The sequence below is a fragment of the Vibrio sp. R10-SG3-ISO3 genome, from assembly GCF_059834225.1.
In genome coordinates, this window is record NZ_JCBDHE010000043.1 from 29810 (window position 1) to 52710 (window position 22901).

Below are 22901 nucleotides of genomic sequence, written 5' to 3' on the forward strand. Positions count from 1 at the left end.
ACGAGAAGACTAAACGATGAAGTTTTAACCTATCATTTCTCTTCTGATTGGAATTTTGTGGATGGAATCACGCCAAACAAGATTAATAGATAAATGATTTAACATTAAGGTTACAAAAAGGTTAATATGCTGTTCGAAATTAAACACAACCCCCCTTTAAGCGATATGCCGTTTTGTCGCTAAAGGGACTCAACAACTAACAGGGAAATTCATATGCAGTCATTTGTTGATTTTATGAATGGGATTATCTGGAGCCCGGCACTGATTTACTTGTGCTTGGGCGCGGGTTTGTTCTATTCAATCATGACTCGATTTGTACAAGTTCGACACTTCACCGAAATGTGGCGTTTGCTTCTGTCTGGAAAAAGTTCTTCTAAAGGCATCTCTTCATTCCAGGCTCTGGCCGTTTCACTCTCTGGTCGTGTCGGTACAGGTAATATTGCCGGTGTCGCTGCAGCGATCGGTTTTGGCGGCCCAGGTGCTGTCTTCTGGATGTGGACAGTCGCATTTTTTGGCGCGGCAACCGCGTATGCAGAATCGACACTGGCGCAAATCTATAAAGAAGAAGATAACGGCGAATTCCGTGGTGGTCCGGCTTACTACATCGAGAAAGCAATGGGTCAGAAATGGTATGCGTGGATTTTCGCAGTCGCGACCATTTTTGCGTGTGGCTTCCTACTTCCTGGTGTGCAATCGAACAGCATCGGTAACGCAGTCGAGGCAGCATTTGGCTCAGGTGACATGATCGAAACGGCCATCGGCACCTTCAGTTTCGCGAAAATCTTCACCGGCACACTGATTTCTATCATTCTTGCGTTCATCATTTTTGGTGGTGTAAAACGCATTGCGAGCTTCACTCAGATTGTCGTGCCTTTCATGGCATTGGCGTACATCGTCACCGCTTTCATCATCATCCTACTGAACATTGGTGAAGTGCCACGCATCTTCTCAATGATCATCGGTGATGCATTCACGCCGATGGCAGGTGTGGGTGCCGCGATTGGCTGGGGTGTTAAACGTGGTGTTTACTCAAACGAAGCGGGTCAAGGTACAGGGCCTCATGCGGCCGCAGCGGCAAGTGTTGAGCACCCAGCTCAGCAGGGACTAGTGCAATCTTTCTCTATCTACATTGATACTTTGCTTGTTTGTTCAGCCACAGCGTTCATGATCTTGATCACTGGCGCGTATAACGTTCACGGTGCAGAGGGCTTCATCATCCAGAATGTCGCGGCTGATATCGCGGCGAACGGCCCAGTGTTTACTCAAATGGCGATTGAAAGTGCACTGCCAGGCATCGGCAAACCGTTCATCGCTATCGCGCTGTTCTTCTTTGCCTTCACGACGATTCTGGCTTACTACTACATCGCAGAAACCAACGTTGCGTACATCCGTCGCCACTTCAAAGTTGACGGCTTGATGTTCATCCTTAAAGTCGCGTTGATTGCCGTGGTGTTCTACGGCACCGTCAAAACCGCAAACCTCGCATGGGCGATGGGTGACGTCGGTGTAGGTTTGATGGCGTGGTTAAACATTGTCGGTATTTTGATCATCTTCTTTATGTCAAAACCTGCCCTAAAAGCACTGAATGACTACGAAGAGCAGCAAAAACAAGGTGTTGAAGAGTACACGTTCAACCCAGTGAAACTTGGCATCAAAGGCGCTGACTACTGGGAAGAAAAATACCGCAGAAAAACAGGACTCGATCCGAAAGCAGAAGCGGAATCAAAAACCAAAAGCGTTGAGCAACCTTCAACCTAATCGATAAATAAAAAGCAGTGGACGACCGTTTCGGTCATCAATAGAGGCAAACCAAGGTTTGCCTCTATTTTTTGCTTGGCAGCTCATCCAAAGACGAAAAAAACCAGCCTGATAGGCTGGTTCTTAACATTAATCGGAAAAATTATTCCCACTCAATCGTCGCTGGCGGCTTACCTGAGATGTCGTAAACCACGCGAGAAATGCCGTCTACTTCGTTGATGATACGGTTAGAGACTTTACCAAGGAAGTCATACGGTAGGTGTGCCCAATGCGCGGTCATAAAGTCAATGGTTTCGACTGCACGCAGTGACACAACCCAGTCGTACTTACGACCATCACCCATAACGCCTACGGAACGAACTGGTAGGAATACCGTGAACGCTTGAGACACTTTGTGGTAAAGGTCAGCAGCATGAAGCTCTTCAATGAAGATCGCATCCGCACGACGCAGTAAATCACAGTACTCTTTCTTGATTTCACCAAGTACGCGCACACCAAGACCCGGTCCTGGGAATGGGTGGCGATATAGCATGTCGTAAGGTAGACCTAATTCTAGACCGATCTTACGCACTTCATCTTTAAACAGCTCACGTAGTGGCTCAACCAAGCCCATCGCCATATCTTCAGGTAGACCACCCACGTTATGGTGAGATTTGATCACGTGCGCTTTGCCCGTTTTTGACGCCGCAGACTCAATCACGTCTGGGTAGATGGTGCCTTGCGCTAGCCATTTCGCGTTTTTCAGCTTCTTCGACTCTTCATCAAACACGTCAACAAAGACGTGACCGATGGTCTTACGCTTCTCTTCAGGATCCGACTTGCCTTCTAATGCGGTGAGGAAACGCTCTTCTGCGTCGACTTTGATGATGTTTAGGCCAAATTTATCGCCAAACATATCCATCACTTGTTGACCTTCGTTTAGGCGTAGCAGACCGTTATCAACGAAGACACAGGTTAACTTGTCGCCAATTGCGCGGTGAACCAACATCGCCACAACCGAAGAGTCAACACCGCCGGATAGACCAAGGACAACTTCGTCGTCACCCACTTGCTCTTTGATGCGAGCAACCGCATCTTCAATAATGGATTCAGAGGTCCATAGACGCTCACAGCCACACACGCCAAGAACAAAGTTCTCAAGCATTTGTAGGCCTTGCTTGGTGTGTGTCACTTCAGGGTGGAACTGCACGCCGAAGTATTTTTTCTCTTCATTGGCCATCGCCGCGTAAGGACAGGTGTCCGTTTCGCCCACTTTGACGAAGTCTGCTGGAATCTCAACAACCTTGTCACCGTGACTCATCCAAACATCTTGGGTTAGGTCTAGGTCTTTAAATATTGAAGATTCATCTGACACTTTGACTTGCGCATAGCCAAATTCGCGTTCATTGGAACCGGCAACTTTACCACCTAGCTGCTCTGCCATTGTCTGCATGCCGTAGCACACACCGAGCACTGGCACGCCAGAGTCAAATACGTATTGAGGAGCACGTGGAGAGTTCTCTTCGGTGACGCTTTCTGGTCCACCAGATAGGATGATACCGTCTGGGTTGAACTCACGAATATCTGATTCTTCAACGTCCCAGCTCCACAGTTCACAGTAGACACCGATTTCACGTACACGACGTGCGACAAGTTGGGTGTATTGCGATCCGAAATCGAGGATCAAGATACGTTGGTCATGAATATTTTTGGTCATTTGAGCAGTCTTTTTAAGCTGGGTTAAGAAAACGAGGCGAGTGTACCCGCCTCTCTTCAATGCTTCAAGGAAAAAGCAAACGTTTTCGTCGAGGGTTTCTTGTCTAAGAAATTAACCGCGACGGTAGTTTGGTGCTTCCTTAGTAATTTGAACATCGTGGACGTGAGATTCCGCCATCCCAGCACCAGAGATACGAACGAACTCAGCTTTGGTACGCATGTCTTCAATCGTCGCGCTGCCCGTTAGGCCCATGCTTGAGCGTAGACCACCCATTTGCTGGTGAACGATCTCTTTTAGGCGGCCTTTGTACGCGATACGTCCTTCGATGCCTTCAGGGACAAGCTTGTCTGCGGCATTGTCCGTTTGGAAGTAACGGTCAGAAGAACCTTGAGACATCGAGCCCAATGAACCCATACCACGATAGGCTTTGTAAGAACGACCGTTGTAAAGAATCACTTCACCCGGAGCTTCTTCAGTACCCGCAAACATCGAGCCCACCATCACACACGATGCGCCAGCAACGATAGCTTTACAGATGTCGCCTGAGAAACGGATACCGCCGTCAGCGATAACGGGAATACCGTGTTGATTTGCCACTTCCGATGCATCAGCGATGGCCGTTACCTGAGGGACACCCACGCCCGTTACGATACGAGTGGTACAGATAGAACCTGGGCCGATACCAACTTTCACTGCGCTAACGCCTGCATCGATAAGGGCTTTCGCACCGGCACCCGTTGCTACGTTACCGCCAATGATATCGAGATTAGGGTATGCCGCGCGAGTTTCACGGATACGGTTAAGAACACCTTCAGAGTGGCCGTGTGAAGAGTCGATCAAAAGCACGTCAACACCCGCTTCAACCAATGCCGCAACACGCTCTTCGTTACCCGTGCCAGCACCCACTGCCGCACCAACACGAAGACGACCGCGCTCATCTTTACACGCGTTCGGTTTACGTTCTGCTTTGTGGAAGTCTTTTGCGGTGATCATACCTGTGAGTTGGAACTCATCGTTAACCACCAACACTTTTTCAACGCGCGCTTCGTGCATCTTCTCTTGCACTTCAGCACGAGTTGCCCCTTCTTTTACTGAAGCAAGGCTCTCTTTTGGCGTCATCACTGAAGAGACTTTCTTAGTGAGGTCGGTAACAAAGCGCACGTCACGACCGGTGATAATACCGACCAGCTCTTTGTTCTCTGTGACAACAGGGAAGCCTGCAAAGCCGTGCTTGTCTGTCAGTGCAACCACATCCGCGATGGTCGCTTCAGGGTTAACGGTAACAGGGTCAGTGACCACACCCGCTTCAAATTTCTTAACTTTACGAACTTCTGCCGCTTGCTGCTCAATCGACATGTTCTTGTGGATAAAGCCAATGCCACCTTCCTGCGCAAGAGCGATAGCCAGACGGGCTTCCGTCACGGTATCCATAGACGCAGAAATCATCGGAATATTAAGAGTGATATTTTTCGTCAACTGAGTGCGAAGATCAGCTGTGTTTGGGAGAACGGTGGAGTGTGCTGGCACAAGCAGTACGTCGTCGAATGTCAGCGCTTCTTTGGCAATTCTTAGCATTTGCAATATCTCACAATTAGAGGAGTAAAAAGAACAATCCAATCTCATCGTTTCGCATAATGAGGGCAACCTATTCACACTAGAGTGTGCGAGAACAATGTTGCATTTGGATTAGATATTGCGGACGGATTATACGGTCAACGCAAACGCTTGGCTACACATTTTTCTACTTTTTATTTGCAATCACCCCCTTGCTATGTATTATATTGCCGCTAATTTCCATACCCACGTCCATGGGATTAGCTGTGCCTGCATCCACCAATCAAAACATTTTCACTGTCTCTCGCCTCAACGCAGAAGTTCGCCTGCTGCTTGAAAACGAAATGGGTATCGTTTGGTTGGTCGGAGAGATCTCCAACTTCTCTGCCCCGGTGTCTGGTCACTGGTATCTCACCCTTAAAGACTCCCGAGCTCAAATCAAATGCGCGATGTTTCGCGGCAATAATCGTCGTGTCACGTTCAAGCCGGCTAACGGCAATCAAGTATTAGTCAAAGCGCGTCTCTCGTTGTATGAACCTCGCGGCGACTATCAGTTGATCATTGAAAGCATGCAGCCGGAAGGCGATGGCCGACTCCAGCAAGAGTTTGAAGCGCTTAAAATGAAGCTAGCTGCTGAAGGCCTGTTTGCACAGACTAACAAGAAGCCGCTGCCTGAGCATCCGAAACGGGTTGGCATCATTACCTCGAAAACCGGTGCGGCGCTCTACGATATTCTGGATGTACTGAAGCGACGTGACCCTTCACTGCCGGTGATTATTTACCCGACATTAGTACAAGGTGACGATGCCGCGATTCAAATCGCGCAAGCCATTGGCTGTGCCAACAGTCGTAACGAATGTGATGTCTTGATCGTCGGTCGTGGCGGGGGCTCTCTAGAAGACTTATGGTGCTTCAACCACGAGGTCGTAGCGCGAACGATTGCGGCGAGTCAAATCCCGATTATCAGTGCGGTTGGACATGAAGTGGATGTGACCATCGCCGATTTCGTCGCCGATATGCGCGCGCCTACCCCCTCGGCAGCCGCTGAGCTAGTGAGCCGCGACAACAGCCATAAAGAGCAAGCGCTCGCTAGTCGTGAGCATAAACTGCTCAGTACGTGGCGCCAGAGAGTGTCTGAGCAACAACGCAACCTGACTGGCCTGCTGCATCGTCTCGAACGTCAACATCCCACTCATCAACTTCAACGTCAGAGCCAGCAGTTAGATGAACTCGACATTCGCCTCAAGCGAGCGATGGATAATGGATTGCGCAGTGCAGAGCAACGAGTCGAGCGACTGCACTACAAACTCAACCTGCATAGCCCTGCACATAAACTCGCCAATCAACACGCAAGCATGATCCGTTTAGAGCAACAACTGATCGACGCGATGAATAAACGTTTGACCTATCAACGCCATCAACTCGCGTTAGCGGCGGAAACGTTAGATGCGGTCAGCCCACTGGCGACATTAAAACGTGGCTACTCGATCAGCCAAAACGCACAAGGCGATGTAGTGACCTCCACAAAGCAAATGAAATCAGGTGACACCTTAGTCACCCGTTTAGCCGACGGCACCCTCTTTTCTACGATTTCTTAGAGTCAATAGGACGGAACTCAAATCGAATCGCTGATTTCGATTTGAGTTCGTTGCACTGATTACAAAAATAATTTGCCGCGCCGCACGCTTGCAGCTTCTCTAATTCACTGTCGCACTGTGGGCACCAACCGATCTTGTTGTAATCATGTTGGCACTGTGTGCAGTGGTAGTGGCCATTCCACTCCAGCTCTTGCTGACAACTTGGGCATAGATTGGTGTTCATGATCTGTGTTACCTTTTTAATTTAGCTTAAACTAATATACAAAAATCCCATCTCCAACTCAATATCACACCGACTGGCTTGCTCTCATCGCTCTATGCTTCTATAAATGATCATAATAAGATCATCGGCAAAAGCCGCTGTGATCAGCGATCTCCCCCTAAAAGAACATTTATATAACCACACACCGAAAGCATAAGTTACATATGCTGCATTTCAATTTTAAAAAGCACAATTAACCAATAAAGATTAAAAATACACACTACAACCAGACTTAATAAAATGATCACTCATCCAAATACACAGTATGTAACTCGAAAATGAGTGGAAAAGAGGGATAGGCTCTTTGGTGGAGCCCATTGATGACATAAAAAAACGCCTTAGCAAGCTAAGGCGTTTTGACCATCATGTGATTATTCAGATAGGGCTACTTCTTACGGTTTTTCACCATGCCCATTAAGCGTTTGCGTTTACGCTCTTGTGATAGGGTCATCTTGCTCGATTTACCTTCATACGGGTTTTCACTGTTCTGGAAAGTAATTCGAATCGGTGTGCCCATAATCTCAAGCGATTTACGGAAGTAGTTCATCAAGAAGCGCTTGTAAGAGTCTGGAAGCTCATTCACTTGGTTGCCGTGAATCACCACGATCGGTGGGTTGTATCCACCAGCGTGGGCGTATTTTAGCTTCACACGACGTCCACGTACCAAAGGTGGCTGGTGATCGTCGGTTGCCATCTTCATGATTCGAGTCAAAACAGAAGTACCCACGCGAGTGGTGGCAGACTTGTACGCCTCTTGAACCGATTCAAACAGGTGACCTACACCCGTGCCATGCAACGCCGAAATAAAGTGAATGCGTGCAAAATCAACGAAGCCTAAGCGGCGATCCAGCTCTTTCTTGACGTGCTCTTTCACGTCCATATCAAGGCCATCCCACTTATTGACCGCAATCACGATCGAGCGTCCAGCGTTGAGCGCAAAACCGAGTAGGCTTAAGTCTTGGTCTGATATGTTTTCACGCGCATCAATGACCAGAAGAACCACGTTTGCATCTTCAATTGCTTTCAATGTTTTCACCACCGAGAACTTCTCAACGGTTTCATTGATGCGTTTACGACGACGCACACCAGCGGTGTCAATTAGGACATATTCACGGCCATCGCGTTCCATCGGAATGTAGATAGAGTCACGAGTGGTACCCGGCATATCGTACACAACCACACGCTCTTCACCCAGAATACGGTTAGTGAGTGTCGACTTGCCAACGTTAGGTCGACCGATGATCGCCAATTTAATCGGCTGATCTTGTAGGCGTTTAAACTCTTGTTCCGCCTCTTCCTCGCTGTATTCCAGTTTTTCTTCTTCATCAATGAAGTCAGTGAGGTCTTCAATTTCGCCGTTGGCTTCTTCAAGCAACTGCTCAGCAAACGGGTTAAGCGCACGGTCAATCAGTGCGCCAACACCACGGCCGTGAGCGGCAGCGATTTGGTACATGTTGTCCATACCCAGTTGCCAAAACTCAGCGCTGGCCGCTTCGGCATCGATACCGTCGACTTTGTTTACCACCAGCATCGCTGCCTTTTCAATCTTACGTAGATGAAGGGCAATGGCTTCGTCCGCCACAGTCAGACCCGCACGGCCGTCCACCATGAATAGCACAACATCCGCTTCATCAATCGCGGCGAGTGACTGCTGAGCCATTTTGGTTTCAACGCCCTCTTCCGTGCCGTCGATACCGCCAGTGTCTACGACGATAAATTCATGTTCACCAAGTTTCGCTTGGCCATATTTACGGTCGCGAGTTAAGCCAGGGAAATCCGCCACTAACGCATCACGCGTACGCGTTAGTCGGTTAAACAACGTCGATTTACCAACGTTTGGACGCCCTACAAGAGCAACAACAGGTACCATAACAACCTCTACAATCTTTTTCTCATATGTAGTTATAGGTAAGGACTGATGACGAAACCAATTTTTACCTATAACTACGTAGCGTTAACAATAAAACGGCTCCCAACTGAGTAACCAGCTAGGAGCCGAATGTGAATTATATCACATGATTATGGGTTGATCGTCTGTTTCTTTACATCGCCATTGCGAGTAACCGTGACAAATCCACCCGGCACAGCGATAGGTGAGACCGCGAAACCGCTGTCATCTAATTGCTGCTGAGCAACAAATTCGCCGGTACGTCGATCAATCCAGTGCAAGAAGCCTAGACTATCACCCACGACTACGTAACCATTGAGCATAACTGGCGCCGTTAGCAAACGGTGCTCAAGCTGATCATTGCTCCAAAGCTCAGTACCGCTGCGCGCATCAACCGAGACAATGTGGTCTTTATCTGTCACCAAGAATAAACGACTGCCTTCACTCGCCATATCAGTGGATGAAGAGTAGTTACGCTTCCAGCTTGGTGTGCCTGAACGCAGATCAATCGCGGTCAACTGCCCGTTGTAACCGACAATGTATAGAGTGCTGCCCAAAATCAGTGGTGAAGCATCAACATCCACCAAACGATCGATTTCGGTCGCCCCTTGCGGTGTACCAATGGGTTGCTGCCAAATCAATTGACCACGCTCGACAATCGCTGCCGCCAAACGACCGTTCGCCGTTCCCCAGAAAACGCCACCAGACACCGTCACTGGCGCGCTGTTACCACGCAGAGTCAGGTTCGGCACTTCAGTGCTGATGGTCCATTTGCTCTCGCCCGATTCTTGATCCAGAGCGATCAGCACACCGTCACTGGTATGAACAATCACTAAGTTACTGTCTACTGCAGGGGCAGCAAGCACTTCACCTTTGACAGCGGTCTGCCAATTGAGCGCACCGGTTTCTTCATCAAGGGCAATCACCTGACCATTTTCACTGCCAATAAACAGCTGACCATAACCGGCGGTAATACCACCAGATAATCGTGCAGAGCCCTCTTTTTCCAGGTCCGCTTGCCAAATCGCTTTGCCCGTTTCAGGGTTGAGTGCTTTCACCACACCATCACGACTGGCAACAAACACTTTATCGTAGGCGTATTCGGGTGAAAGTTGCGAGTAGTACATGCCCACACCTTTCCCTGCCGACGCACTCCATGCGCTCTTGGTCGTGAACTCATTGTCCACAACCGGTGTCGGCGCCATGATAATGGTATCTTCCTCTCCAGCACACCCTGCAAGCAAGCCAAGAACCAGCGCCGTAGAGAGTGCTTTATTGAGCATTGTCTTCATGCGCATCCTTACTTAGCGAGATCGTCCAGCTTCATTTGCAGAGCCTGACTTGGCTCGCCAGACTGTTGAGCTTGGGTGTAGGCGGCATATGCCCCTTCTTCATCACCCTTGAGTAAAAGAATATCGCCTTTCAACTCTTCTACGCGCCCCATCCAACTTTCGTCGTTGATGTTAGCCAACTCTGAGATCGCCGCATCAAAGTCTGTTTGCTGAGCTTGAATACGCGCAATTCGGTAGTGAAGGACACTCAGCAGCGCTTGGTCTTTAGTGGCCGATTTTGCCCACTCGAGCTGTGCTAGTGCTTCATCCAAATTACCTGCATCAACCTGAGCTTTCGCCAATTGCATCGCCGCCAATACCGCGTATTGCGACTCGCCATTCGCCTCAATAAACCCTTGCACGTTAGCACTGGCATCTGCGCCTTTGGCTGCCAACTCTTGAATCACTGTGGTGTAACTCTCAGAGGCCGCTTCCTGAGCTGCTGTGACGGAGTCTTGGTAATAACGCCAGCCAAACAGACCACCCAAACCAATGACGGCACCGAAAATGACCGCTTTGCCATTTTCTTTCCACCAATCTTTAATCGCTTCTACTTGTTGTTCTTCAGAATCGTAGAGTTCCACTTCCTGTCCTCTTAAAATCGAAAAAAGTGGCGCATAAAGGTCGCCACTTCCTATTATCGGGTTATACCAACTGCGCTAATTTGCTCGCCACATCGGCATGGCTGATGGTTTCTTGTGTACCACCAATCAGATCTTTCACGACGACCGTGCTGTCTGCGACTTCATTCTCGCCCAGAACCAGCGCCACCGCTGCACCCACTTTGTCCGCACGCTTGAATTGCTTCTTAAAGTTACCGCCGCCAAAGTGATTCATCACTCGCAGGCCTGGTACTTGCTCGCGCAACTGCTCAGCCAACTTCATTCCAGCCATCATGGTGCCTTCACCCGCGGTGACCATGTAAACATCGACGCTGCGACGCACATCGGTCAACTCAAGGGTTTCTAGCATCAGAACCAAACGCTCAAGGCCCATAGCAAAACCAACCGCAGGCGTTGCCTTGCCACCGAGTTGCTCAACCAAGCCGTCGTAGCGACCACCACCACACACCGTACCTTGCGCACCTAGGCTTTCCGTTATCCACTCAAATACCGTGCGGTTGTAGTAATCCAAACCACGCACCAAACGCTCATTGACTGTGTATTCGATACCTGCTGCGTCGAGAAGTTCACAAAGGCCGGCAAAATGTTGCTTTGAGTCTGCGTCTAAGTAGTCAGACAGACGAGGGGCGTCACCGAGTACCGCTTGGATTTCTGGGTTCTTGGTATCCAAAACTCGCAGCGGGTTAGTGTGCATGCGACGCTTGCAATCGTCGTCCAGAATATCCATGTGCTGAGTGAGAAACTCGATTAACGCTTCGCGGTATTCAGCACGCGCGTCAAGAGAGCCAATCGAGTTCAACTCTAGACGTACATGTTTATCAATACCAAGCTCACGCCACAGACGCGCCGTCATCATGATCAGCTCTGCGTCGACGTCAGGGCCATCGAGGCCAAACACTTCGACACCACATTGGTGGAATTGACGGTAGCGACCTTTCTGAGGACGTTCATGACGGAACATAGGGCCCATATACCATAGGCGCTGCTCTTGATTGTAGAGCAAGCCATTTTCAATTCCGGCGCGAACACAACCCGCCGTGCCTTCTGGGCGAAGGGTTAAGCTGTCACCATTGCGGTCTTCAAAGGTGTACATCTCTTTTTCAACCACATCGGTGACTTCACCAATCGCGCGGCTAAATAGATGAGTCATCTCAACAATCGGCATGCGCACTTCGTTGTAACCGTAAGCGCTGATTACGTTTTTCACTGCGGTTTCAAGTTTTTGCCACAGTGGAGATTGAGTTGGGAGACAATCGTTCATGCCTCGGATTGCTTGAATTGTTTTTGCCACAATAATTACCGTAATCGTTGGTTGAGAGTTATTACTCTTGTACTTTTACATCAATGCGATTTTGCGAATCCATCAACGCGGCTTTAGCGCGGATCTTCGCTTCGAGTTGACTCACGAGATCGTCGTTATCAAATCGCTCTTTTTGACGTTTGCCATCTTCATAGAAGGCACTTTTCTTGTTACTGCCCGCCAAGCCCAAATGCGACACTTCCGCCTCACCGGGTCCATTGACCACACAGCCAATAATTGAAACATCCATCGGTGTGATAATGTCTTCAAGACGCTGCTCTAGCGCATTGACCGTACCAATCACATCAAATTCTTGGCGAGAACAACTCGGACACGCAATAAAGTTGATCCCGCGAGAGCGGATGCGCAGCGATTTTAAGATATCAAAACCGACCTTGATCTCTTCAACTGGGTTCGCCGCAAGCGAGATGCGCAGCGTATCGCCAATCCCTTCTGCCAGCAGCATGCCGAGTCCAACCGCAGATTTGACTGAACCCGCACGCGCGCCGCCTGCCTCAGTAATACCTAGGTGTAGTGGCTGATCGATTTTTTTCGCCAACAGTCGGTAGGAATCCACCGCAAGGAAAACATCGGATGCTTTGACACTCACTTTAAACTGATCAAAGTTGAGGCGATCTAAGATATCAACATGACGCATCGCCGATTCCACCAAGGCTTCTGGGGTCGGCTCGCCATATTTCATCTGGATATCTTTTTCCAAAGAACCGCCGTTCACGCCGATACGAATTGGAATGTTTTTATCCCTTGCACAATCGACGACCGCACGAATGCGATCTTCTTTACCGATGTTACCTGGGTTGATACGCAAACAATCGACGCCGTATTCCGCAACCTTGAGTGCAATACGGTAGTCAAAGTGAATATCCGCCACCAGCGGAATCGACACTTGCTGCTTGATCTGCTTGAAAGCCTCGGCAGCATCCATTGTCGGCACCGAGACGCGGACGATATCCGCACCCACATTTTCCAGGGCACGAATTTGCGCCACGGTGGCGTCAACGTCTGTAGTACGAGTATTGGTCATCGACTGCACCGCAATCGGCGCACCGTCACCAATAGGTACGTCGCCCACATAGATACGAGTCGAGGGGCGACGTTTGATAGGAGATTCGTGTTGCATAGTAATGTCTAAGGTAAGGTGAATCTTGCTACTTTGCCTGAAGTATACCCAGAAAGGTCGACAGGTTCACTCGCTAATGTCATTGAAACGTTTTCTGGTGCACCTAAAATCACGCTGTAAGGAGACTGACCATCCAACTCAACCGACTCGCCACCTTTTTTGATGCCGGTCACGAGGGTTTTACCACTAGCGTCTTTCACCTGAACCCAGCAATCATCGCTAAAGCTCATCTCTAGACGGTTCGTCACTGCAACCGCCGTATCCGTTGTGCTCTCTTGCGGCGCATCAGCTTGTTCTGTTGAGTCTGATGCGGTCACTGTTTCAGCTGGGGACTCTAGCGCACTCTCTTCACGGATGATTTCAGTCTCTGACGACATCTCAGTTTGCGTGTTTTCGATCGTCTCAATACTGCTCACATCGGAATCTTCACTAAGGATAGGTTCCATCGTTTCTTGAGTCTCTTGCGAAGGCTCATCTGGCATCGCCTCATCAAGCGAAACAAAGTCCAAGGTATCACTGCTGCTTGGGTCTGCACTCTGCTGCGTGGTTTCCTGCGCCGAAGATTGGCCCAAATCCAACATGTCATCCTGCTGATTTTGCCACCACCATAAGGAAGAGATCCCGGCAATCACGGCAAAAATACCCCACGTCAGAATCATAATGCGGCTGTCGTGCTTCTCTCGCTTGGTTTTACGTGAAAAGCTCTGCATTGATTGCTCTTTATGCTGAGCGGTGCCGCTGTGATCGAGCGCCGCCAATACGACTGACTCTTTTAGCCCCACTGCCTTTGCGTACGAACGAAGGTAACCGCGGGTAAAGGTAGCGACTTGGTCAGATTCGAAGTCATTTTTTTCCAAGTTTTCGATGATGGAGAGGCGAAGACGAAGCCTATCGGCAATCTGCTTTTGCGTTAATCCTAACTGCTCGCGCTTTTGCTTAAGTAGTGTACCCGCTTCAATATGTTCTTGTGGTTGATTGGTTTCTGTCGTTTCTGTCGTTTCGTGTTCGGCAGTCATTATGAATTCATCTCTTTTAAGTGCAGGGCCTCTTCCGCGCGTGCTTTTCGTTATTCATTATTGGTAGCAATGGGGCAGAATTGGCGAAGTATCCGGGCAGCTAACTCATCAAAGAGGCAATATACGCCATCAAAAGTGTGAGGAAGCCACCAAAAGCATTAACTTTCAATTCTAATCTATATCAGAGATGAAACAACATGACAAAAGGTGATAATTCACAGCCAGCTCAAGGTTTTTCCTTAAATTGACATTAAGACGCAACATCTGATTACAAATTGTCGATAAAAAAGCCAGAGCAAAGCTCTGGCCTCCGGATTCATGTACATTTAAGTATTCAATATGCGGTTAAACGGCTTTCACCTCGATGGTTTCACCTTTGGCCGCTTTTAACATGGCAGTACGTTTGGTGCGGTCAATGACATCGCCGACCAACTGTCCGCACGCCGCATCAATATCATCCCCACGCGTCTTACGCACGGTCACGGTGTGATCGTACTGCATTAAGGTTTTCTGGAAGCGATCAATGCGAGAGTTGCTTGGCTTCTTATAAGGCGATCCCGGATACGGGTTAAATGGAATCAGGTTGATTTTACATGGTGTATCTTTCATCAGCTCTGCCAATTCACGCGCATGGTCCATATCGTCGTTAACGTGATCCAATAGCACGTACTCTACGGTCACCTTGCCACGGTTGGCATTGGAAGAAGCAATGTAGCGGCGCACAGACGCAAGAAAATCCTCGATATCCCATCGGTCGTTAATCGGCATGATTTCACTGCGCAATTTATCGTTCGGCGCGTGCAAAGAGATCGCCAACGCCACATCAATCTTACCTGTCATCTGATCAAGGCCAGAGACGACACCCGATGTGGAGACAGTAACACGACGTTTAGACAAACCAAAACCGAGATCATCTAGCATAATCTCTAAGGCTGGAATGAGGTTTTTCATGTTCAGCAGAGGTTCACCCATGCCCATCATCACGACGTTGGTAATCGGGCGACGACCGGTCTCTTTTTCTAAGCCGATCTCACGGGCAGCTCTCCATACCTGACCAATGATTTCTGAGACTTTGAGGTTGCGGTTGAACCCTTGTTGAGCCGTCGAGCAGAACTTACATTCCAGTGCACAGCCCACCTGAGAAGAGACACACAAGGTCGCGCGATCGTCTTCAGGAATGTAGACCGTCTCGACATCTTGATCGCCCACCTTCATTGCCCACTTGATGGTGCCATCAGAAGAGTGTTGCGCCTCAGCAACTACCGGCGCTTTGATCTCACAGCGCGCGTGCAGTTTCTCGCGTAACTTTTTGTTAATGTTGGTCATGTTGTCGAAGTCATCGACACCAAAATGGTAGATCCACTTCATAACTTGATCGGCGCGAAATGCTTTTTCACCTAATTCTTCAGCGAAAAATTCACGCAAGCCCTTGCGATCGAAGTCGAGTAGATTGATTTTTTCAGTGCTCATGTAACCTCACAAACGACAGAACATTAATTAAGGGCGCGAATTGTACAGCCTTTATTCAGCGACAACAAGCGTTGTAAAGCCCTGTATCTCCTAAGGCGTTAATTCCACTTTGTTTATTAATTGAACACGCTATTTACGCCGCGGTGATTTGCTTAATTTGCTCCACAATCGCTTTCAGCCCATTGCCGCGCGAAGGACTTAGATGCGCGATAAGTCCAAGCTTTTCAAAGTACTCATCCATATCAAAATGTTGGATTTGCTGCGCTGTTTTGTGGTTGTAAGCCGCCATCACGAGGGCAATTAAACCACGTACAATACGAGCGTCAGAATCGGCACAAAAGGTCCACACACCGTCATGCTGCTCACAGATTAACCACACTTGGCTCTCACAGCCTGACACCGTCACTTGTTCACTTTTCAGCGCATCTGGCATCACGGGGAGTTGCTTACCCCACTGAATCACTTGTCGGTAGCGATCTTCCCAGCCTTTTAATCCTGACATAGTTAGAATGACGTCGTCCGCCGTTATCGTCTGGCCAAACACTGAGGATGGTGCTTCACTCATTTCATTTCCACTCATTAGCGATATTTCTGAATCAATTTTTCCACAATACGCGAGACCGCCACAAAACCAAAAGTGGCCGTCACCACCGTGGCGGCGCCAAAGCCACTGGCGCAATCCATTCGCTTTGGCCCTTCTGCCGTTGACTTCACCCCACACACGCTGCCATCGGCTTGCGGGTACTTCAACTGCTCAGTGGAAAAGACGCAATCGATGCCAAACTTACGCTGCGGATTTTTAGGGAAATTATGGTGCCGGCGCAAGGTATCTTTGATCTTTTTCGCTAGCGGATCTTGAATGGTCTTGGTTAAGTCCGCGACTTGAATTTGAGTCGGGTCAACCTGGCCACCCGCACCGCCCGTCGTAATCACTTTGATTTTGTTGCTGCGGCAGTAGGCGAGCAACGCAGCTTTTGCTTTGACGCTATCAATCGCATCCAACACATAATCAAACTCTTTGCTGAGGTACTCATGCTGATTGTCTGGCGTAATGAAGTCATCAATTAAATTGACTTTGCATTCTGGATTGATGAGTTTGACGCGCTCTGCCATGACCTCAATTTTGCTCTGCCCAACAGTGCCAGACATCGCATGAATCTGGCGATTAATGTTGGTCACACAGACATCATCCATGTCAATCAAGGTCAACTCACCAATTCCTGTGCGAGCCAACGCCTCTACAGCCCAAGAGCCAACGCCGCCTATTCCGATAACACACACGTGCGCCGCGCGCAGAATCTCCACTTCACTCTGTCCGTAGAGTCGGCGTGTACCGCCAAAGCGTTGGTTATAGCTGTCCGAGGCGGGGGTATCAAGTTGGCGCATGGCAAGGCTTCTCCGCTACAAATTTGGTGATGAGTAAATAGAAAGAGTGCGATTTATACGCACTCTTGTTTCAAATGTCTAGAATTGGCCAAGCCAACGCTTAACTAGCTGAAGGGAAAGATACCCCTAACCAGCGGCCACTATTCTCGCTTCTCTGGCGGCATGGCCCATGGTGCTTCAGTCGCGCTGCCTTCTAATCCGAGTTTCCACACCCGGCCAAAGTGTTTGTAATGGCCCGCCTCAATACCGGCTCTCGGCCCCATGCCGTGGTACAGATCAAGGTGATTCTGTTTCACTGCGCCACCAGTATCGAGTACGATCAACAAGCGAAGTTGATGAGCACCACTCCAGCTGCCATCAGGGTTGAGCAGTGGCACTTCAGCTAAGATAGGCGTACCCATTGGAAAGAGAGTGCGATCCCCTGCCACCGACGCCATCGCCAATAACGGGATACCTGCCGAACCGGTCACCGGCGCATCGGCGCGGGGCTCAAAGAAAACAAACGATGGGTTTTGCTCTAACAGCTCACGTACCGTGGCTTCATCGTTGGCCATCACCCACTCTTTGATCGCTTTCATCGACATGTTTTCGCGAGCAACGAGTCCGCGGTCAATCAGAACTCGACCAATGCTCACATACGCTTTGTTGTTTTTACCGCCATAGGCAAAGTACTCCAGCGTGTCGTCATCTTCAAAATGGACAAAACCGCTGCCCTGAACTTCCATCAAAAAGGGGTCGATAAGATTCGCGGCATAGCCAAGTTCGAGCCCTTGTCCTTCCAATGCGCCTGCATAGATTTGCGCGCGAGTTGGGCAGTCTTGGCTGCACTCAGGTTTGCCATACACTGGGTACTTAAAGACATCATTCGGTTGATGACGAAGTTCCATCACTGGTGAAAAATACCCGGTAAATAGCACGTTACCCTGCTTATCCCCGCCCCCTAATTGCGCTGCCTGAATGCCGTATTGGCCAAGCTCTGTCGGCTCGCCACTGAGTAAAACCCACTCGTTGAGCTTGTCATAAAGCGGTTGATAGAGCGAAGCCATACTTGGTGAGTTGATGACCACTTGCTCCGCCTGACGATGAAATTCGGTGAAATCTCGTGGTTTGTCGGACACCACTATATCGGCTGAATTGAGCACATTGGTCAACTCGCCATCGAGATACTGCTGAGCGCGATCGGTTGGCTGGGCACAGCCAAACAAAACACCGGCCGCAAGCAGAGGTAAGATTTTTTTGAGCACGTTGGTTTTCCCTTATTGTCGTTGGCGTTAAGCATGGCAAAGTGCCTGGCCGATAGCAACGAAAAAGCGTTAGCGAATGTTATGCTGGTATTTGGCGTCAAGACGATAGATAGGTTGATAATGAGGCTGTGAAATCAACTTCATTTCAGAGAACTCTTGATTGAGGATCTGAAAGCGCTTGGTGTCATCACCGAAACGGTATTCAAAGAACTGACCATCAAAGGCAAAATTGGTATCCACGACCCGCCCGTTGATCACGACACCATTTTCATTAAGGACGAAACGATCCGTCGCATACCCCGCGACATTTTGCTCAATCCAAGTACCGTAAAGGAAAGACTTAGGATAAGTGACCTGTAAGTAATATTGATAGAGCTGCGTGCCCAGCAGCGCAACCACTAACGCAAGTCCGGCAGCCATCAAAAAGAAGCTGCGCTCTTTCAGTTTGTTTTTTATCGCGCCGTTTGCGTCGATGTTACTCTTCATGAATGGGTTCCAAACTTGCTCTTAATAGTAAGTCTTAGACCAAAATGCGCACTTTGGCGAGTCTAGCCAAGGTCACTGTTTGCTTTCCATCTCAAGAAAATCCGCTCGAGATAAGAAAAGCACTTGCCGAAACAAGAATAAAATTGCAATATTTCCACATACTAATTCACTTGTAACTTTGGACGCTTCTGTGAAAATTCGAAATACCGCCCTTGTGAAAGGGTTCAGACAATCGGCACCTTACGTCAATGCTCACCGCGGTAAAACCATGGTAGTGATGCTCGGAGGCGAGGCCGTCGCAGATGCAAATTTTCCGAATATTATCAGTGATCTTGCTCTTCTTCATAGCCTGGGCGTGAAAATCGTCGTCGTCCATGGAGCAAGGCCACAAATTAACGACATTTTGCAGCACAATCACAGCGACACCCCCTATCACAAGGGAGTACGAGTGACGCAAGAAACCAATTTGAGCTACGTGATGCAAGCCGCCGGTCAACTGCAACTGGCCATCACGGCGCAGTTTTCCATGAGCATGAGCAACACGCCGATGGCGGGAACACAGCTCAACGTCGTCAGCGGCAACTTTATTATTGCCCAACCGTTGGGCGTCGATGATGGTGTGGACTACTGTCACAGTGGCCGCATTCGCCGTATTGATGTCGAAGGCATCAATCGCATGCTCGACCATGGCTCCATTGTGCTACTTGGCCCGATCGCCAGTTCAGTGACTGGCGAGTCATTTAACCTACTCTCGGAAGAGTTGGCTACACAAGTCGCCATCAAGCTCAAAGCCGATAAGCTGATCGGTTTTTGTTCTGAGCAAGGGGTCATTGATGCCAATGGCAATGTCGTGGCAGAGCTGTTTCCTAAAGATGCCGAGGCCATTTTGTCCTCACTGGAAACGGAAGCCAACCCTAGCAGCGACGACACCTCTGGGACACTGCGTTTTTTGCGTGCCGCCACCAAAGCCTGCCGCGCTGGAGTGCCACGCAGTCATTTGGTCAGTTATAAGGTGGATGGCGCGCTGATCCAGGAACTCTTCTCGCTTGATGGTATCGGTACCCAGATCGTTCATGCCAGCGCTGAGCAAGTGCGAATGGCGGACATCAATGACATCGGTGGGATACTCGAGCTGATTAGGCCACTGGAAGAGCAAGGCGTACTGGTCAGACGCTCTCGTGAACAACTAGAGCAAGAGATTCATCAGTTCACCATCATAGAAAAAGACGGCTTGATCATCGGCTGTGCGGCGCTTTACCCCTACCCGCAGGAAAAAATGGCCGAGATGGCCTGTGTCGCGATTCATCCTGAATATCGTGATGGTAACCGCGGCCTGCTGTTACTTAACCACATGAAACTGCAATCCAAAGCACAAGGAATTGAGAAGATTTTTGTATTAACCACTCACAGTTTGCACTGGTTTAGGGAGCAAGGTTTCTTCGAAATGGGCGTTGAGTGCCTACCATCTCAAAAACAGAATTTGTACAACTATCAACGCAAATCAAAGATATTAAGCATCAAACTTTGATTTTTTACTGCCGTTTTTCTCATTAGGAATGAAGGGGGAAACGGCAGTTGCCAAGATTTTCAAAACTAAATTATTAGCCATTTTAATAGTTTAGCCACCGAGCTATCGATTTTTATCGATAAGCACTTTATTTAATATATTGAATTGGTTAATATTTGCGCTCCCGATTCAGGGGCTCTATGGACTTACCTTCACTTACGACCTGAGAGAACTCGGCGTAAGTCGCACGGATTGCTTGAAGTAGATAAACACGATACTAAGAGCATATAACTTGATGAAAACCATCATCTGTAACTCGATTCAAAGTTTTTGGGATATGGCAGACAACGAACTGTTAGCCGGGCTCGACGTACATTGTGTCTTCCCAGTCACAGAAGGGTTGAAGGCGTTTATCCTCAATTACCAAGAAAAATACGCGATTCGCAGCATCTCATTTACGCAAGCGCTGTAACCGACGGCGCTCGACGCTGCCCAAGCGCAGCCAGCAATCAGGGACGATTGCTCATCCCTTCTCTCACCTTACTCTTTTTCCTTCAAGCGCTGTGTCAAACCACTGGCCCGAACCGTTCGCACTTTTATACCTCTTGCCATCACCGACTCATCCACATATAGACTTAAACGTGATTTAGCGCGAGTGACGCCAGTATAAATGAGCTCTCGAGTTAAGATAGGGCTAAACTCCGGTGGTAAAATCATCAAGGTATGATCAAATTCACTGCCCTGCGATTTGTGAATCGTCATCGCGTAGGCGGTTTCATGTTCAGGCACACGGCTCGGTAACACCGCCTTGACACTGCCATCTGGCAGTTCAAAAAAGACTTTCAGCTTGTGCCCTTCTTCGTCAGGATCACGAATGCACAAACCAATGTCTCCATTGTAGAGGCCTAACGCGTGATCGTTGCGCGTCACCATCACGGGCCTACCGTGGTACCAAAGCTCATCTTGTACCTGAATCAGCTTGCGCGCAGCCAAAGCGCGCTCAATACGGGCATTGAGCCCTTGCACACCAAAGTCCCCTTCTCGAACGGCGCACAACAAACGACAACGTGAAAATGCCGATAACGCGTTGCGAGCGAGCGTATTGAGATCTTCCTGCGCCTGATTCGCCTCATTTAACAGCGCAAGGTAGCCGCGATACTCTTCCACCAGAGATTTTATCAGCAGTTGGTAGTGCTCTGTGTCGATAGGGTATTTGGCAATATCCTCAAACCCTTGCCGCCAAACTTGCTCAACCTTGTTTACGCCTCCCGAGTTGATGGCTTTGGCCAATTGACCAATCCCCGAACGCGCATCAAATCGATAACTCTTTTGCAGCATGCAGAGACTGTCCGCCATCCCTGATTGGCTGGCGCTTGCTCCATGCGCGAGTGAATCAAACCCTGTCAGTTGGGCGAGTAGTTTGCCCTGCAAGGCGCTATATCCCTCTTGATGGAAAGAGCAGATGTCCCCCAATACCGCGCCCGCTTCCACTGACGAAAGCTGATCTTTATCGCCAAGTAAAATCAGCCGAGCCCGCTTGGGCATCGCATCCACCAGCTTATGCATCATAGAGAGATCGACCATCGACGCCTCATCGACGACCAAAATGTCCAAATGCAGAGGGTTATCGTGATGATGGCGAAACTCGGCGCTGTCTGGAATCGCGCCAAGCAAACGGTGAATGGTGCTAGCTTGTGTCGGTATGGCCGCTTTCAACTCTGGACTCACCGCCAATTGCTCCACCGCTTGGCCAATCGATTCAGTCAAGCGCGCGGCGGCTTTTCCTGTCGGCGCCACCAATTTGATGGTTGGCACATGACCATGGGTGTGATCTTGTTTTGCTTGCTCAATCAAGGCAGCAAGTAACTTGGTCACGGTGGTCGTTTTGCCTGTACCGGGTCCACCAGAAATCACAGCAAATCGACGAGTGAGCGCCACCGCCGCCGCCACCTTTTGCCAACTGACGCATACCGCTTGGGGAACGAGCTTATCTAAAGCAGACAACTCAGCCACGGTTTTGGCCTGCTGGAGTATTTGGCCTATGGCAACCCAATCGAGCTCATCAGGCGCAACCACATCTAGATGGTCACACACTAATTGCTGAATCATGACGGGGGTCACTGACTGATTTTTTCTCAAATCATCAAATAGATAGCGATAATTCCTCGCAAATAGATGGTCAAGAAGCTCAGTCAACTTCGCTTGCTCATCAGGCTTTAGGATCATAGGTAACCCAAAGCTCAATAAGCGTTCGGATAAGGTCGTTTCATAATGCCAGAAACGGTGCAAGTAGAGTCGCTCACCATCGAACATCAAAGGCAGCGGCTCACCCGCACTCCCCACCCACGACGAATTCACTAAATGGGCAGCCCAATCAAATGTATGTAAGATCTGATTGAGATTCAGCGCTGCCTCGCCATACAAACCGAGCTTGTGTGCCAGATCCGCCTTTTGACCATTGGCGTCAAAAAGGGGTAAACAGATATTGCCTTTCGCCTGCTCTGCGCTGGTCAATCCAGCGATAAACGCCAGGTGGTCATCGTTAGACTGCTGATGGATAAAACGCGCAAATTGGTAGTCCAACTGGCGAATCATGCCTTTTGCTGCCAAGAGTTGCAGCTGTGAAACAAGTAGCGCCATG

At 49.2% G+C, this 22901-nt stretch carries 19 protein-coding genes; 4 read left to right on the forward strand and 15 right to left on the reverse strand.

All coding sequences use genetic code 11. The features are described from left to right. The first annotated feature begins 213 nt into the window (after positions 1-213). The gene (locus tag AC6R1A_RS12015) at positions 214-1758 is read left to right on the forward strand and encodes an alanine/glycine:cation symporter family protein (protein ID WP_500629239.1); all 1545 of its coding nucleotides are present in this window, start codon (positions 214-216) and stop codon (positions 1756-1758) included. Between the two features lie 142 nt (positions 1759-1900). Here the strand turns inward: AC6R1A_RS12015 and guaA are convergent, their stop codons facing one another. Both guaA and guaB read right to left on the reverse strand, forming a co-directional pair. Beyond that, on the reverse strand, positions 1901-3454 hold the full coding sequence (gene guaA, locus AC6R1A_RS12020) for a glutamine-hydrolyzing GMP synthase (RefSeq protein ID WP_500633757.1): 1554 nt from the start codon (positions 3452-3454) through the stop codon (positions 1901-1903). Positions 3455-3565: 111 nt separating this feature from the next. Then, positions 3566-5029 (reverse strand): IMP dehydrogenase, encoded by a 1464-nt coding sequence (gene guaB / locus AC6R1A_RS12025; RefSeq protein WP_500633756.1) that lies wholly within the window; start codon positions 5027-5029, stop codon positions 3566-3568. Between the two features lie 245 nt (positions 5030-5274). Here guaB and xseA point away from each other — a divergent pair, with 245 nt between their 5' ends. After that, a complete protein-coding gene (xseA, locus tag AC6R1A_RS12030; protein WP_500633755.1) occupies positions 5275-6606 on the forward strand; it encodes an exodeoxyribonuclease VII large subunit in 1332 nt (443 codons plus the stop codon). Here the strand turns inward: xseA and AC6R1A_RS12035 are convergent. From AC6R1A_RS12035 to AC6R1A_RS12090, 12 genes are all read right to left on the reverse strand, one after another. Beyond that, positions 6593-6829: a zinc ribbon domain-containing protein gene (locus AC6R1A_RS12035; RefSeq protein ID WP_334551304.1), complete on the reverse strand. Its 237-nt coding sequence runs from the start codon at positions 6827-6829 to the stop codon at positions 6593-6595. The two genes, xseA and AC6R1A_RS12035, sit on opposite strands and share 14 nt — an antisense overlap. 424 nt (positions 6830-7253) lie before the next feature. After that, positions 7254-8738 carry a ribosome biogenesis GTPase Der gene (gene der / locus AC6R1A_RS12040; protein ID WP_500631499.1) on the reverse strand — a complete coding sequence of 495 codons (1485 nt, stop codon included), beginning with the start codon at positions 8736-8738 and terminating at the stop codon, positions 7254-7256. Between the two features lie 149 nt (positions 8739-8887). Then, on the reverse strand, positions 8888-10048 hold the full coding sequence (gene bamB / locus AC6R1A_RS12045) for an outer membrane protein assembly factor BamB (protein WP_500633754.1): 1161 nt from the start codon (positions 10046-10048) through the stop codon (positions 8888-8890). Between the two features lie 8 nt (positions 10049-10056). After that, on the reverse strand, positions 10057-10671 hold the full coding sequence (locus AC6R1A_RS12050; RefSeq protein WP_334551310.1) for a YfgM family protein: 615 nt from the start codon (positions 10669-10671) through the stop codon (positions 10057-10059). Between the two features lie 61 nt (positions 10672-10732). Next, on the reverse strand, positions 10733-12001 hold the full coding sequence (hisS, locus tag AC6R1A_RS12055; RefSeq protein WP_334551311.1) for a histidine--tRNA ligase: 1269 nt from the start codon (positions 11999-12001) through the stop codon (positions 10733-10735). A gap of 31 nt (positions 12002-12032) precedes the next feature. Continuing rightward, positions 12033-13151, reverse strand: coding sequence for a flavodoxin-dependent (E)-4-hydroxy-3-methylbut-2-enyl-diphosphate synthase (gene ispG, locus AC6R1A_RS12060; protein ID WP_334551312.1), 1119 nt, complete (start codon positions 13149-13151; stop codon positions 12033-12035). 8 nt (positions 13152-13159) lie between these two features. Further along, the gene (gene rodZ, locus AC6R1A_RS12065; protein WP_500633753.1) at positions 13160-14167 is read right to left on the reverse strand and encodes a cytoskeleton protein RodZ; all 1008 of its coding nucleotides are present in this window, start codon (positions 14165-14167) and stop codon (positions 13160-13162) included. Positions 14168-14512: 345 nt separating this feature from the next. Then, positions 14513-15637 carry a dual-specificity RNA methyltransferase RlmN gene (gene rlmN, locus AC6R1A_RS12070; RefSeq protein WP_487901679.1) on the reverse strand — a complete coding sequence of 375 codons (1125 nt, stop codon included), beginning with the start codon at positions 15635-15637 and terminating at the stop codon, positions 14513-14515. A 133-nt stretch (positions 15638-15770) separates the two neighbouring features. Beyond that, complete coding sequence (csdE, locus tag AC6R1A_RS12075; RefSeq protein ID WP_500633752.1) at positions 15771-16202, reverse strand: cysteine desulfurase sulfur acceptor subunit CsdE; 432 nt, start codon at positions 16200-16202, stop codon at positions 15771-15773. Positions 16203-16216: 14 nt separating this feature from the next. Then, positions 16217-17023: a tRNA cyclic N6-threonylcarbamoyladenosine(37) synthase TcdA gene (gene tcdA, locus AC6R1A_RS12080; RefSeq protein WP_500631505.1), complete on the reverse strand. Its 807-nt coding sequence runs from the start codon at positions 17021-17023 to the stop codon at positions 16217-16219. 140 nt (positions 17024-17163) lie between these two features. Beyond that, a complete protein-coding gene (mltA, locus tag AC6R1A_RS12085; protein ID WP_500633751.1) occupies positions 17164-18267 on the reverse strand; it encodes a murein transglycosylase A in 1104 nt (367 codons plus the stop codon). A gap of 69 nt (positions 18268-18336) precedes the next feature. After that, positions 18337-18753, reverse strand: coding sequence for a DUF2850 domain-containing protein (locus AC6R1A_RS12090; RefSeq protein WP_334551322.1), 417 nt, complete (start codon positions 18751-18753; stop codon positions 18337-18339). 190 nt (positions 18754-18943) lie between these two features. On the opposite strand from AC6R1A_RS12090, the gene argA reads away from it, so the two are divergent. Together argA and AC6R1A_RS12100 are read left to right on the forward strand one after the other, a co-directional pair. Continuing rightward, complete coding sequence (gene argA / locus AC6R1A_RS12095; RefSeq protein WP_500633750.1) at positions 18944-20281, forward strand: amino-acid N-acetyltransferase; 1338 nt, start codon at positions 18944-18946, stop codon at positions 20279-20281. A 274-nt stretch (positions 20282-20555) separates the two neighbouring features. After that, positions 20556-20732 carry a hypothetical protein gene (locus tag AC6R1A_RS12100; protein ID WP_334551325.1) on the forward strand — a complete coding sequence of 59 codons (177 nt, stop codon included), beginning with the start codon at positions 20556-20558 and terminating at the stop codon, positions 20730-20732. A gap of 68 nt (positions 20733-20800) precedes the next feature. On the opposite strand, the gene recD is transcribed toward AC6R1A_RS12100, so the two are convergent. Next, entirely contained in the window at positions 20801-22900 is a 2100-nt protein-coding gene (gene recD, locus AC6R1A_RS12105) for an exodeoxyribonuclease V subunit alpha (RefSeq protein ID WP_500633749.1), read from the reverse strand. Position 22901 lies beyond the last annotated feature (1 nt).

What these genes read in the sequence shown, in the direction of transcription:
- AC6R1A_RS12015 (WP_500629239.1), top strand. Translation starts at nt 214, where the DNA reads ATGCAGTCATTTGTTGATTTTATGAATGGGATTATCTGGAGCCCGGCA.
- guaA (WP_500633757.1), bottom strand. Translation starts at nt 3,454, where the DNA reads ATGACCAAAAATATTCATGACCAACGTATCTTGATCCTCGATTTCGGA.
- guaB (WP_500633756.1), bottom strand. Translation starts at nt 5,029, where the DNA reads ATGCTAAGAATTGCCAAAGAAGCGCTGACATTCGACGACGTACTGCTT.
- AC6R1A_RS12035 (WP_334551304.1), bottom strand. Translation starts at nt 6,829, where the DNA reads ATGAACACCAATCTATGCCCAAGTTGTCAGCAAGAGCTGGAGTGGAAT.
- der (WP_500631499.1), bottom strand. Translation starts at nt 8,738, where the DNA reads ATGGTACCTGTTGTTGCTCTTGTAGGGCGTCCAAACGTTGGTAAATCG.
- bamB (WP_500633754.1), bottom strand. Translation starts at nt 10,048, where the DNA reads ATGAAGACAATGCTCAATAAAGCACTCTCTACGGCGCTGGTTCTTGGC.
- ispG (WP_334551312.1), bottom strand. Translation starts at nt 13,151, where the DNA reads ATGCAACACGAATCTCCTATCAAACGTCGCCCCTCGACTCGTATCTAT.
- rodZ (WP_500633753.1), bottom strand. Translation starts at nt 14,167, where the DNA reads ATGACTGCCGAACACGAAACGACAGAAACGACAGAAACCAATCAACCA.
- rlmN (WP_487901679.1), bottom strand. Translation starts at nt 15,637, where the DNA reads ATGAGCACTGAAAAAATCAATCTACTCGACTTCGATCGCAAGGGCTTG.
- csdE (WP_500633752.1), bottom strand. Translation starts at nt 16,202, where the DNA reads ATGAGTGAAGCACCATCCTCAGTGTTTGGCCAGACGATAACGGCGGAC.
- tcdA (WP_500631505.1), bottom strand. Translation starts at nt 17,023, where the DNA reads ATGCGCCAACTTGATACCCCCGCCTCGGACAGCTATAACCAACGCTTT.
- AC6R1A_RS12090 (WP_334551322.1), bottom strand. Translation starts at nt 18,753, where the DNA reads ATGAAGAGTAACATCGACGCAAACGGCGCGATAAAAAACAAACTGAAA.
- AC6R1A_RS12100 (WP_334551325.1), top strand. Translation starts at nt 20,556, where the DNA reads ATGAAAACCATCATCTGTAACTCGATTCAAAGTTTTTGGGATATGGCA.
- recD (WP_500633749.1), bottom strand. Translation starts at nt 22,900, where the DNA reads ATGGCGCTACTTGTTTCACAGCTGCAACTCTTGGCAGCAAAAGGCATG.